This window comes from Streptomyces chisholmiae (assembly GCF_031845445.1).
GTDB classification, from domain to species: domain Bacteria; phylum Actinomycetota; class Actinomycetes; order Streptomycetales; family Streptomycetaceae; genus Streptomyces; species Streptomyces chisholmiae.
Genome location: NZ_JAVREO010000005.1, coordinates 16502 through 29076 on the forward strand (window position 1 = coordinate 16502; position 12575 = coordinate 29076).

At 76.4% G+C, this 12575-nt stretch carries 8 protein-coding genes and 1 pseudogene; 7 read left to right on the forward strand and 2 right to left on the reverse strand.

The features are described from left to right. Positions 1-5: 5 nt before the first annotated feature. Positions 6-128: a hypothetical protein gene (locus RM844_RS09695; protein WP_311666597.1), complete on the forward strand. Its 123-nt coding sequence runs from the start codon at positions 6-8 to the stop codon at positions 126-128. A 337-nt stretch (positions 129-465) separates the two neighbouring features. Then, entirely contained in the window at positions 466-3897 is a 3432-nt protein-coding gene (locus RM844_RS09700) for a S8 family serine peptidase (protein WP_311666598.1), read from the forward strand. Positions 3898-3991: 94 nt separating this feature from the next. On the opposite strand, the gene RM844_RS09705 is transcribed toward RM844_RS09700, so the two are convergent. Further along, the gene (locus tag RM844_RS09705; protein WP_311666599.1) at positions 3992-4402 is read right to left on the reverse strand and encodes a hypothetical protein; all 411 of its coding nucleotides are present in this window, start codon (positions 4400-4402) and stop codon (positions 3992-3994) included. Between the two features lie 185 nt (positions 4403-4587). On the opposite strand from RM844_RS09705, the gene RM844_RS09710 reads away from it, so the two are divergent. Further along, on the forward strand, positions 4588-7746 hold the full coding sequence (locus tag RM844_RS09710; protein WP_311666600.1) for an NACHT domain-containing protein: 3159 nt from the start codon (positions 4588-4590) through the stop codon (positions 7744-7746). 15 nt (positions 7747-7761) lie between these two features. Here RM844_RS09710 and RM844_RS09715 read toward each other — a convergent pair whose 3' ends face one another. Next, on the reverse strand, positions 7762-8835 hold the full coding sequence (locus RM844_RS09715) for an alkene reductase (RefSeq protein WP_311666601.1): 1074 nt from the start codon (positions 8833-8835) through the stop codon (positions 7762-7764). Between the two features lie 175 nt (positions 8836-9010). Here RM844_RS09715 and RM844_RS09720 point away from each other — a divergent pair. From RM844_RS09720 to RM844_RS09735, 4 genes and pseudogenes are all read left to right on the forward strand, one after another. Next, positions 9011-9364: pseudogene (locus RM844_RS09720) on the forward strand (MerR family transcriptional regulator); the annotation flags it as partial. 182 nt (positions 9365-9546) lie between these two features. After that, positions 9547-10539 (forward strand): MBL fold metallo-hydrolase, encoded by a 993-nt coding sequence (locus RM844_RS09725; protein WP_394814473.1) that lies wholly within the window; start codon positions 9547-9549, stop codon positions 10537-10539. A gap of 93 nt (positions 10540-10632) precedes the next feature. Further along, a complete protein-coding gene (locus RM844_RS09730; RefSeq protein WP_311666603.1) occupies positions 10633-11676 on the forward strand; it encodes an ATP-grasp domain-containing protein in 1044 nt (347 codons plus the stop codon). 111 nt (positions 11677-11787) lie between these two features. Continuing rightward, the gene (locus RM844_RS09735; protein WP_311666604.1) at positions 11788-12561 is read left to right on the forward strand and encodes an AfsR/SARP family transcriptional regulator; all 774 of its coding nucleotides are present in this window, start codon (positions 11788-11790) and stop codon (positions 12559-12561) included. Positions 12562-12575: the final 14 nt, after the last annotated feature.

The window sequence follows — 12575 nt, forward strand, 5'->3', positions numbered from 1 at the left end:
GCACCGTGCCGCAGGGACTTCGTCGCAAAAGTGCAGGTCAGCGGCTGTCCGGTGAGGCGGTCACCGTGAACGTCAAGTACAAGGAGACGGCCCGCGGCGGGCTCGCCGTCAACGTGGTGGAGTGCTGAGGCGGTCGCCCTGACCGAACCCGACGGCGCCGCCGGCCACGGGTGACGGCGGGCGTTCTCCACCGCCACCCAACACGCGGGGCCGCTCACGCGTCGGTACCTCGTCAACCCGGAGTTCGGGACGAGGAGGGCGACGCGCGACGAGGGCTTGGCCGACGGGCAGCCGGCCCTGTCCCGGCGGTACCCGCCGGCCCCCCGTCACGCCGGCCGCCGCGCCCCGGACCCGGCCGCCTTCTCCCACGAGGAGTCGCACCGTGAGCCTGTCCCCTTCCCGTCCCCCGTCCGCGGCGCCGCCGCGGGAAGCGGTCGCGCCGGCCCGGGCCCGTCGGGGGGTGCCGTGCTGAGCCGCGCCCGGGGCCGCCGGGCACTCGCCGGCCTCGGTTCGGTCGCCGTGCTCGCCGGGCTGGCGGCGCCGACCGCCGCCTCGGCGACGCCGGAAGCCGCACCCGAACCGGCGCCGGCCGCCGCGCCCGGCCCGAGCGGCTCGGTGACCCTGGTCACCGGCGACCGGGTCACCGTCACCAACACCCCCGGCGGCCAGGGCCCTTCGGTCACCGTCGCCCCGGCGCCGGACCGCGATCCGGGCGTCACCTTCCAGGTCCGCACCACCCCGCGCCCCGCCGACGGGGCGGCACCGGCTGACGACGCCGGTCCGGGCGGCGGGGGCGTGGACATCGAGGTCGTCCCCTCCGACGCCTGGGCGCTGCTCCAGGCGGGCCGGCTGGACCCGGCCCTGTTCGACATCGACCAGCTGTTGGCGTCCCCGGCCCGGCCGGCCGGTGGGGCGGACCTCCCGCTGATCGTCACCCACGGTTCCGGGGCCAGGGCGGCCGTGGCCCGGGGCGCGGTGGACAGCCGGGCGCTGCCGTCGATCGACGGCACGGCGCTGGTCCTGGACGCCGAACGGCCCGGCGCGTTCTGGGAGAGCGTCACCGCGCCGGGCGACGGGGCGGGGGCCCGGGTGCTCGACGCCGATGTCGCCGGCATCTGGCTGGACGCCCCGCTGCGGGCGGCCATGGACCGGAGCGGGCCGGAGATCGGGGTGCCGGCGGCCCGGGAGGCGGGGCTGACCGGGGCAGGCGTCACCGTCGCGGTGCTGGACACCGGCGTGGACACCGACCATCCGGACCTGGCCGACGTGGTCGCCGCGGAGCGGGACTTCACCGGCAGCGCCTCGGGCGCGGACGACCGCACCGGCCACGGCACCCATGTCGCCTCCATCATCGCCGGCGACGGCACCGCGTCCGACGGCCGCTTCGCCGGGGTCGCGCCCGAGGTCGCCCTGCTCAACGGCAAGGTGCTGGGGGACGACGGGTCGGGCGCCACCTCGTGGGCGATCGCGGGCCTGGAGTGGGCCGTCGCGCAGGACGCCGACGTGGTCAACCTCAGCCTGGGCGGCGGGCTGCCGTCGGACGGGTCGGACCCGCTGTCGCTGGCGGTGGAGCGGCTCACCGAGGACACCGGCACGCTGTTCGTCGTGGCGGCGGGCAACGCCGGGGTGGTCGAGTCGCCGGGGGCGGCGCCGGCGGCGCTGACCGTCGGCAGCGTGGACCGCTCCGGCGCGGTGAGCCGCTTCTCCGGCCAGGGGCCGACGCTGGACGGCCGGCTCAAGCCCGAGCTGACCGCGCCGGGTGAGGGCATCGTCGCGGCCTGGCCGGACGGGGTACCCCCGCCGGCGGAGCCGCCGGCGCCCGGGTACGCGGCCCTCACCGGCACGTCGATGGCGACCCCGCAGGTGGCCGGCGCGGCCGCGCTGTTGGCGCAGGCCGACCCGGAGCTGGACGCGGCGGGGCTGAAGGCGCTGCTGATGGCCTCGGCGGCGCCGACCGCCGACGCCACCGGCTACGCCCAGGGCGCGGGCCGGGTGGATCTCGCCCGCGCCCTCGACCAGCCGGTGTCGCCCCAGGAGCCGGCGGTGTCCGTGGTGGTGCCGGCGCCGTGGGAGGCGCGGGAGGAGATGGTCACCTTCCGCAACGAGGGGGCCGGGGACGTCACGTTGGACCTGGCCCTCACCCCGGATGACCGGTCGGGGGTGGTCGCGCTCGGCGCCGACCGGCTGGTCGTGCCCGCCGGCGGTACGGCCGCCGTCCCCCTGGTGATCGACGGCGCGGCCGGCGGTGAGGGCGCGCACAGCGGTGTGCTGACCGCCACCGGCCCGGACGGCGCCCCGCGGGTCAGCGTGCCCTGGGGCGTGGTCGTCGAACCGCCGTCGCAGGACGTGGAGCTGGCGGTCACCGACCGGGAGGGGCGGCCGGTCACCGACCTGGCCGCCGGGTTCAGCGTGCCGCCGTTGCTGCTGTTGCTGGACCGGGGCCAGGTGTCCCACTCGTTCCGGTCGGCCGGCGACACCCTCAAAGCCCGGGTGCCGGAGGGCCGTTACACGCTGCTGACCTGGGTGAACACCATGACCGCCGAGGGGGTGGCGGCGGACGTCACGCTGGTCACGGTGCCCGAGGTGGTGGTGGCCGAGGAGAGCGTCGCCCTGACCGCCGACGCCCGGCGGGCGACCCCGGTGCGGGCCGAGCCGGAGAGCGCCACCGCCGTGCCGGACGGCAGCCTCTACGGCGTGGACCAGCCGAACGGCCAGTTCGGCCTGTACGTGCCGGAGCCGGCCGGCGATCTCTACGCGGTGCCGGTCGAGGCGCCGCCCTCGGTGCCGCAGTCGTTCTACCTGCTGCGCTGGCTGCACGAGCCCGACCCGGCGGCGAGCGGCGGGATCGACGGCTACGACCTGGCGTTCCTGCACCTCGGTGAGGGCATCCCCGAGGACCTCGTCCACCGGGTCGAGGACGCGGAGCTGGCCCGGGTGACGGCCAGCGCGCACGCAGAGCCCGGCGTGCCGCTGGACGGCGCCTGGGGGCGCGCCCTGCTCGTGCCCGAGCTGGGCGAAGGGGGGCAGCTGAACTTCCCCCAGACGGTGCCGCTGCCGGCGCCGGGGGAGACCACCCGGCTGCTGACGGCGACCGGGCCCGACGGGCGACCTCGGGCCTGGATCAGCGACTACGTCGCCGGGCTGGACGGGACGCCGCTGGTGGGCGAGATCTCCAGCGGGACCGACAGCTACGAGCCGGGGCAGGCGCACCGGCTGGAGTGGCGGAAGGGCGCGCTGGGCCCGGCGCTGTTCGTCGCGGTGCACGGATCCCAGGAGATGGTCCTCAACGCCGGCCCCGCGGTCGGCTCGGCGCCCGGTCACCGGGCGCTCGGCGTCGGCGAGCCCCAGGAGGGGCTGAGCCAGACGGTGGCGCTGTGGCGGGACGGCACGCTGGTCTCCTCCGGCGAGGGGCACCTGCTCTGGGAGGTGGTGCCGCCCGAGGAGGCGCGCTACGTCTTCGAGACCCGGGCCACCCGGGAGACCCACTGGGCGAGCCTGGCCACCGAGGTGACCGCGCGCTGGGAGTTCACCTCGCGGGGCGCGGCGCCGGGCGGTTCGTCGGACCTGGCGCTGCCGACGCTCCGCGTGGGTGGGGCCTTCGACGGGGAGAACCGGGCGCCCGCGGGCGAGGAGTTCGCGCTGGACCTGACGGTGGACGGCTGGCAGGGACGGGCGGCCGAGCCGGCGGCCTCGGTCGAGTTGGCGGCGTCCTTCGACGACGGAGCCAGCTGGCGGCCGCTGCCGGTGACCGGCGCTGACCACGTCTGGCGGGCCACCGTCGAGCACCCGGCGGACGGGGAGTTCGTCTCCCTGCGCGCCGAGGTCACCGGCCAGGACGGCACCGTCCTGGAGCAGACGGTGCTGCGCGCCTACGCGCTGGCGCCGGGCGCCGACTGAGCGCGCGTCGGCGGGTCGGCGGCACCCCACCGGGTGTCGCCGGCCCGCCGGTCACGTCTTCACCGCCGCCGGTGGCGCCGAGACGCTCCGGGGTTCAGAGGGCGACGAGGGTCAGCTCGGCGGCGAGCACGCCGGTGATGCCGGGCACCTCGGCCGCCGGGTCGTGGTCGAGGATGACCTCCGCGTTCCCGAAGTGGCCGCAGGCCAGCGGGGAGTGGGCGGACCGCTCCCCCGACGCCGTCCGGTAGGTGACGTACCAGGCCACGCAGTACCCGTCCGGCGCGCCGAAACCGCCGCCCGGCAGCAGGTCCACGAGCCGGCCGCGCACCCGGGTCGCGCCGTCCTGATGGCAGGCGCTGAGCTCGCCGCTCCCCCACTCCCGCGCGTCGCTCGTCTCGACACAGCCGGGGGCGGCCGACGGCGCCGGCACCGCCGCGGCGGCGGTCGTCGCGGTCAGGCCCAGTGTCAGCGCGGTGCACAGCACCGCCGAGCGTGCTCGTCGCATGGCGTACCCCTTCTCCCCGGGAGCCTCGCCGCTCCCGCTCCCCGGGGTTCTTCCCCCGCCGCGCCCCGAACCGCCGTACGGGACAGGCTGGTTAAGGCAACCGTGCGACCTTCGGCGGGCGATGGCGATCGGCTACCCTCGCGGGCGGAGCAGGGGCGGTCGAGGGGCCGGACGAGGGGGCCAGGATGGACGCTGCCGCGACGGTCGGGCTGCGGTTGGGGTCGGCGGCGGTCGCGCCGCTGGTGAAGCGGCTGTTCCGGGCCGAGCCGCCCGGGGCTGCGCTGGTCGGCGAGCCGGTGCGGATCGGCACGCTGCTCGCCTTCCGGGGCGAGCGGCGCACCCTGACCCCGGCCGACCTGGCCAAGCTCGCCGACGAGCTGGTGGAGCGCGCGCTGCGCGCCGCCGGCCCGCACGACGCGCCGGTGACCGACGAACGGCCGGCCGTGGCCCGGGCGTTGGCCGACACCCTCGCCGCCCTGGGCGAGCTGGACATGGACGACGTGCAGGCCGTCCGGCTGGGCCCGGAGGGGCTGGCCGACGCCCTGCGCGGGCGGCGGGCGGACGCGGCGGCCCGGGAGCGCGGGCTGTCCCGGGACGCCGAGCTGTTCCTGGACCGGCTGACCCGGCTGGCCTGCCTGCACATCATCGACTTCTTCACCCGGCGCTCCACCTTCGTGGCCCGCACCCTGGTCGAGCAGGTCCGGCAGCACCAACGGCTGGTGGCGGCCGTGGACCAGCTGGTCGAGCGGCTGCCGACACGGCCGGCCGAGGACGCCGCGTTCGAGGAGCGCTACCGCCGCCACCTGGTCCAGCGGCACGGCCGGCTGACCATCTTCGGCCTGGACGTGGACGACGAGTGGCCGCTGGACGACGCCTACCTGAGCCTGGAGACGACGGAGACCGCCGAGGCCGCCGCTCATGGCCCGGCCACCGGGGAGGATCTCCGGCACACCGCCCCGCCGCGGCGCGCGGAGCGAGCGCTGGCAGGGCTGGAACGGGTGCTGCTGCGCGGGGTGGCCGGCGCCGGCAAGACGACGCTGGTGCAGTGGCTGGCCGTGACCACCGCCGAGCACCGGGTCAGCGGCGGCCTGGCCCACCTCTACGGCCGGGTCCCGTTCGTCCTGCCGCTGCGCACCCTGACCCGGGCCGACGGCGAACTGCCCACCCCCGCCGCGTTCCTGAGCGCGGTGGGCTGCCCGCACACGCCGCCGGCCGGCTGGGCGGAGCGGGTGCTGGCCGAGCGGCGCGGGCTGCTGCTGGTGGACGGCATCGACGAGGTGCCGGAGCCCCGGCGGGAGCCCACCAGGCGCTGGCTGCGGGAGCTGCTGTGGGAGTTCCCCGGCAACGTGTGCCTGGTCACCGCCCGCCCGTCGGCCGTCCGGGACGGCTGGCTGGACGCCGAGAGCTTCCGCGAGCTGTCCCTGGCGCCGATGAGCCGCGCGGACGTGGCCGCCTTCGTGGCGCGCTGGCACCGCGCCGCGGGCGCCGGCCAGGACCGGGCCGAGGAGCTGCTGACGGCGGTGCGCAGCCGCCCCGACCTGGCCAGGCTGGCCACCAACCCGCTGATGTGCGGCCTGCTCTGCGCCCTGCACCGGAGCAGCCACGGCTACCTGCCGCGGGGCCGCGAGGAGGTGTACGAGGCGGGCTTGCGGATGCTGCTGGAGCGCCGCGACCGGCAGCGCCGCGTCGACCACGGGCCCGCGCTGGACGCCAGGACGCAGACGGTGCTGTTGCAGGGCTTGGCGTACTGGCTGATCCGCAACGGCCACTCCCAGCTGGAGCGGGCGGACGCGGTCGAGCTGATCGGCCAACTGCTGCCCGCGCTGCACCGGCAGGCGGCCAGTGCCTCGGCCGAGGAGATCTACCGGCACCTGCTGGACCGCTCCGGGCTGCTGCGCGAACCGGCGGCCGGGGTGGTCGACTTCGTGCACCGGACGTTCCAGGACTACCTGGCGGCCCGGGCCGCCGTGGAGGCCCGCGACTTCCCGCTGCTGGTGCGCAACGCGCACCTGGACCAGTGGGAGGACGTCGTGCGGATGGCCGTGGCGCACGGCCGGCCGGACGAACGCGCCCGGCTGCTGCGGCAGTTGATCAAGCGCGGGGACACCGTCCGCCGCCACCGGGTGCGGCTGCACCTGCTCGCCACGGCCTGCCTGGAGCACGCCCCGCAGCTCGACCCGGAGGTCCGCCGGGCTGTCGAGGAACGCGCCGCCGCGCTGCTGCCGCCGCGGTCCCTCCACGAGTCCGTCGCCCTGGCCGGCGTCGGCCAGGTGGTGCTGGAACTCCTGCCGGGCCCGGAGGGGTTGACGGACGGCGAGGCGCTCGCGGTGGTGGACGTGGCACGACACGTCGGCACCGACGCGGCGCTGCCGACGCTGGCCGCGTTCCGCGACCACCCCTCGGCCAGAGTGCGGGAGCGGCTTCTGCTGGGCTGGGGCGCCCTGGACCACCGGCGGTTCGGACGCGAGGTGCTGGCCGGGCTCGCGCTGGACGGCGCGCCGCACCTCCAGGTGAAGACGCACGCCGAGCTGGCCGCCCTCCGGGAGCTGCCCCCGCATCCCTGTCTGGCGCTCTTCGGGGAGTTCACGGCGGCGGAGATCCTGAACGCCACCCGGCCGGAGCTGGTGCGGGAGCTGTCGGTGGCCAGCGACCGGCTCACCGATCTCGGCTTTCTGGAACACTTCCGGCACCTGACGCGGCTCTCGGTGATCGGCGGACCGGAGATCACCGACCTCGCCCCGCTGGCCGGTCTCCCCGAGCTGGGTTCCCTGCTCCTCCGCAAGCTCCCCGGGCTGCGTGACCTGCGTCCCCTGGACGCGCTGCCCCGGCTCGAAGTCCTCTCCCTGGGCGACGGCCTGCCCCCGTTGACGCTCACCGCGCTGCCGGCTGAGGCGCCGCTGACCTGGCTGGCCCTGCCCCCGTCGGTCACCGACCTGACCGGGATCGGTGGCTGGCCGGGACTGCGCACGCTGGCCCTCGGCCACGAGGCGGGCGCCCTCGGACCGGACAGCCTGGCCGCCGTGGCCGAACTGCCCGCCCTGACCGAGCTGCGGGTCGACCCGCCCTTCCTCGCGGCCTGCCAGGCGCACCGGATCAGCCTGCCCCGGGTGACCGACCTGGCACTCTTCGGGATCGACGACGACGCGGACCTGCGGCACCTGCCGGCGGTCCTCCCCGGGCTCCGGGAGCTACGGCTGCTCGCGCAGGCGGCCCGGCTGCGCCCCGAGCCGCTGCGCGAACTGCCGGCGCTGCGCCGGGTCGAGGCCCCCAACGACGTCACCGTCCTCGACCCGGAGCTGATCCCCGGGGTCACCGTGGAGCAGCCGCCCGAGCCCCGGTACTGAATGTGGTGGCGGCGGTCAGGCCGTGTGCTGGTAGGCGGGGTAGGTGAGGTAGCCGGCGTCGCCGCCCTGGTAGTAGGTGGCCTCGTCGGCGGGGGCCAGCGGCAGGCCCTGGCGGAGGCGTTCGACCAGGTCGGGGTTGGCGAGGTAGGCGCGGCCGAAGCTGATCAGGTCGGCGCCGAGGTCCAGCCAGTGGTCGGCCTCGGCGCGGCCGGCCGGCTTGGGGCCGCCGGGCATGGCCGGGTTCATGATCAGGGTGCCGGGCCAGGCGCGGCGCAGGCCGCGCAGCACCTCCTCGTCGGCGGTGGCCTCCAGGTGCACGTAGGCCAGGTCCAGGCGGGCCAGCTCGGCCAGCAGCGCCGCGTACAGCTCGGGGACGTCCGCGTCGGCGACGCCCCAGATGGTGGCGGCCGGGGAGAGCCGGATGCCGGTCCTGGCCGCGCCCACCGCGTCCACGGTGGCCTCGGTGGCCTCCACCGCGAAGCGGATGCGGCCGGCGATCGAGCCGCCGTAGCGGTCGGTGCGCAGGTTGGCGTTGCTGGCGAGGAACTGGGAGATCAGGTAGCCGTTGGCGCCGTGCAGCTCGACCCCGTCGAAGCCGGCGGCCACCGCGTGGCGGGCGGCTTCGGCGTAGGAGGTGGCCTGCTCGGGCACCTCGTCGGTGGTCAGGGCGCGCGGGGTCGGCGCGGGCTGGGGGCCGGCCGGGGTGAAGACCAGGCCGGTGGCGGGCACGGCGGAGGGCGCGACCGGCTGTTCGCCGGTGGTGTCCGGGTGGGAGACCCGGCCGCCGTGCATCAGCTGGGCGAAGATCCGGCCGCCGTTGCTGTGCACGGCGGCGGTGACCTGTCGCCAGGACTCCGTCTGTTCGTCGGTGTGCAGCCCGGGTGTGCCGGGGTTGGACTGGCCGACCCGGTTGGGCTGGACGCCCTCGGAGACGATCAGCCCGGCGGTGGCGCGCTGCGCGTAGTAGGCGGCCATCGACGGGGTGGCCAGGCCGCCGGCGGCGGCGCGCACCCGGGTCATGGGGGCCATCACCACCCGGTTGGGCAGCGTCAGGTCGCCGAGTCGCGCGGCGCTGAACAGGTCAGACATCTCTTGGTCTCCTCATGATCCGCGTGAACCGCGTGAACCGCGTGAACCGCTGTTGATCGTGTGTGCCCGGACGGGAGCACGTGGTTTACGCTAAAAGCTCACATGGATGTGAGGGGCAAGTGTTGTGGCCCGGATCACTTCGACGGAGCGGGACGGGAAGGCGCGAGGAGGTGCCATGCGGATCGGCGAGCTGGCGACGCGGACCGGGGTGAGCGTGCGGTCGCTGCGCTACTACGAGGAGCAGGGGCTGCTCAGCAGCGTGCGGAGCGCCAGCGGGCAGCGGCACTACCGGGAGGAGCAGGTGGAGCGGGTCGCCTTCCTGCAGCGCCTCTACACCGCTGGCCTGTCCAGCCGCACCATCTCCGAGCTGCTGCCCTGCGTCGACGCGCCGAGCGCGGCGGCCACCGACGCCGCGCTGGGGCGGATGGCCGAGGAGCGGGGCCGGCTCTCCGCGCACATCGCCGAGCTGGTCGCCACCCGGGACGCCCTCGACCGCCTGGTGGAGCTGGCCCACCTGCACCGCTCGACCCAGCCGGCGCCGGCGCCCGGCTGCCCGCTGGGCGACGCCGCCGCCGATACCGACGCCGCCGCCGACTCCGGGGCCGGCACCGGTACCGGGACCGGGACCGGGACCGGGACCACCGCCGAGTCCGCCACGGACAGCGCCGAATCCGGCGTGCCGGCCGGCCGCGGTCGGCATAATGCGCTGGCGTGACGAAGACACCTGATGCCTTAACGGAGTTGGGCCGCGGCCTGTACGCGTGGCTGCCGGAGCGGCGGGGTTGGGGGCTGGCCAACTGCGGCCTGCTGGTCGGCGCGGGGACCGCGCTGTGGATCGACACCCCCTACGACCCACCACTGGCCGCCGCGTTCCTGGACCGGAGCCGGGCGCTGCTGCCCGCCGGGGTGGGGATCGACCGGGTCGTGGTCACCCACGCCAACGGCGATCACTTCTGGGGCGCCGGGGTGGTGCCGGACGCGGAGGTGGTCTGCACCCGGGAGGCCCGCCGGCACCTGTGCTTCGAGCCGGGGCCGGCCGAGTTGGCCGCACTGGTGGCCGGGAGCGATCCGGCCTCCCCGCTGGGCGGCTACCTGCGGCGGCACTTCGGGGTGTTCGACTGGTCGTCGGCCGGGCGGGTGCGGCCGGACACCTACTTCACCGGCGAGTTGGAGCTGACGGTCGGCGGGCACCCGGTGCGGGTCTCCTCCCTGCCCCCGGCCCACACCGCCGGCGACCTGCTGGTCCATCTGCCGGCGCAGGACGTGGTGTTCACCGGGGACGTCGTCTTCGCCTCGACGCCGGAGCGGCCGGGGGACCACCCGGTGCACTGGGCCGGGCCGCTCGCCGGGGTGATCGGGGCGTGCGAGCGCGCGTTGGCGACCGGCGCCGGGACCTTCGTGCCCGGCCACGGCCCGGTGCTGGACCGGGCCGGCGTGCGGGGGCACATCGGCTACCTGGAGCGGGTGCGGGACCGGGCGCACGCGCTGCACGCCGCCGGGGTGCCGGCCGGCGAGGCGGCCCGCCGGGTGATCGCCGAGCGGGCCCATCCCGAACTGGGCCTGCCGGAACGGCTGCTGGTGACCATCGGCACCGAGTACCGGCACCTGGACGGCGCCGAACAGCCGTCGCTGATGTCGGTGATGACCGAGCTGGCCCGGCTCGCCGAGGAGCTGGCGACGCCCCCCGACGGACGGCGCGGCTGACGGACGCTCGGGGCGGGCCGCCGTTCCCCCGGCGGGAGGGGCGGGGGAACGGCCCGGTACCGGGCCGGTAGCCAGGGCCGGCAGGGTCGGCCCATGGCAGTGCGAGACGGGACTCCGGCGGGCGACAGACTGCTCCTGGTGATGCCCCGGCACCAGCTCGCCAGGAAGGCGAGCGACGCGGGCTTCCGACTCTGGTCGGTCTGGGACCCGCGGCTGCTGGACGCGATGTCGCACCACCGGCTCCTGGAGTGCTCGGAGGAACTGCTGCTGACCGACTTCCGGGACGAGCCGGGGCTGCGCCGGCTGATCGTCCAGGTCGCCGCCCGCCACGACATCGCCACCGTGCTGCACTGCGGCGGCGGCGCCAGCCTGCTCCCGGTGGTCGAGGAGGCGTGGCGGCTGGGGCTGTCCCCCAACCCGCCCGCCGCCGTGCGGCACATGGGGGTGCCGGCCACGCGGCCGGTCACCGCCCCCGTCACCCGGCTGAGCGTGCAGACGCTGACCGTGGCGGGGCGCCACCAGGTGGTCGGCGTGACGCTGCGCCTGACGGACGGGGCGCCGACGTTCGCCACCACCGGCCATCTGCACCCGGCGCCGCTGCCGGAGGCGGACCGGTCGGCGGCGGAGCGGCTGGCCGTCGACTGGCTGGCCACGCACGACTACCGGTTCGGGCCGGCCCATCTGGAGCTGGTGCTGGACGGTGCCGAGGCGCGGGTGGTGTCGGGCGAGCCCTGGGCGGGACCGGACCGGATTCCGCTGCTGGTGGAGGTCGCGCGCGGGCTCGACGTGGAGGCGGCGGCCTTCGCCGCGCTGCGCGGCCACCCGGCCGGGCCGGTCCCACCGGCCCACCAGTACGCCGAGATCGGCTTCTTCCCGCTGCCCGAGGGGGCGTTGGTGACCTACACCGGGATGGAGCTGATCGCCGTCACCCCCTGGGTGCGGGGCACCCGCTTCCCGTACGTCGCCGGCGACCTCGTCCCACCGCCGCACGATCCCCGGGCCGGCCGCGCCTACGTGGTGGTGGAGGGCGCGACTCCGCAGCTCACCGCGGAGCGCGTCCGGCAGGCCAGGGAGGATCTCACGGTCGAGATCCGGCCGCCCGAAGCACCGCAACGGGACGGTTCGTTGCCCCGCTGACCGGCGCGGCACGACCGGTACGCGCCCCGGGGGCGCCGGCCGCGGTCCGGGGCCGGCCCCCCGCTCCCCATCCCCATCCCCATCCCCACGAGAAGGCAGGGCTGAGAAGCAATGATCGAATTCCGACTGCTCGGCCCGCTGGAGGTGCGGCGTTGCGGTGGCAGCCCGTCCCTCGGCGGGCTCAAGCAACAGACCCTGCTCGCCTACCTGTGCCTGCACCAGAACAGCCAGGTCTCCATCGACGGGCTGACCGAGGCCATCTGGGGCGAACGGGCGCCGGCGAGCGCCAGGAAGAACGTGCAGCTCTACGTGAGCCGGCTGCGGCAGCTGATCGGCCGGGAGCACCCCACCCCCCGGCTGGTCACCACGGGCGGCGGCTACATGCTGGCCGCCGAGCCGGGGGCGGTGGACCTCGACCGCTGCCACGGGCTGTGGCGGCTGGGGCGGCAGCACCTCCAGGAGGGGGCGGACGAACGCGCCGGCGAGCTGTTCAACGAGGCCATCGGGCTGTGGCGGGGCCCGTCGCTGACCGGCCTCGCGCAGACGGTGGTCATGCAGGCGGAGGCGGCCCGACTCGAACAGCTGCGGATCACGCTGCTGGCCGACTACTTCGAGGCGCGGCTGAACGTGGGCCAGCACGCCGACGTCATCCCGGACCTGGTGCGCCTGGTGGCCCTGCACCCGCACCAGGAGGAGCTGCGCCGGCACCTGATGCTGGCGCTGTGGCGCTCGGGCCAGCGCCACGAGGCGCTGGCCACCTACCGTCAGGGCTACCACCTGATGGTCAACGAGCTGGGCATCGAGCCCAACCGGCGGCTGCGGCTGCTGCACCGGGCCGTCCTCGCCGACGGCGCCGAGCCCGCGTTGCGGCCGCTCGCCACGTGAGCCGGCGCCGGGGG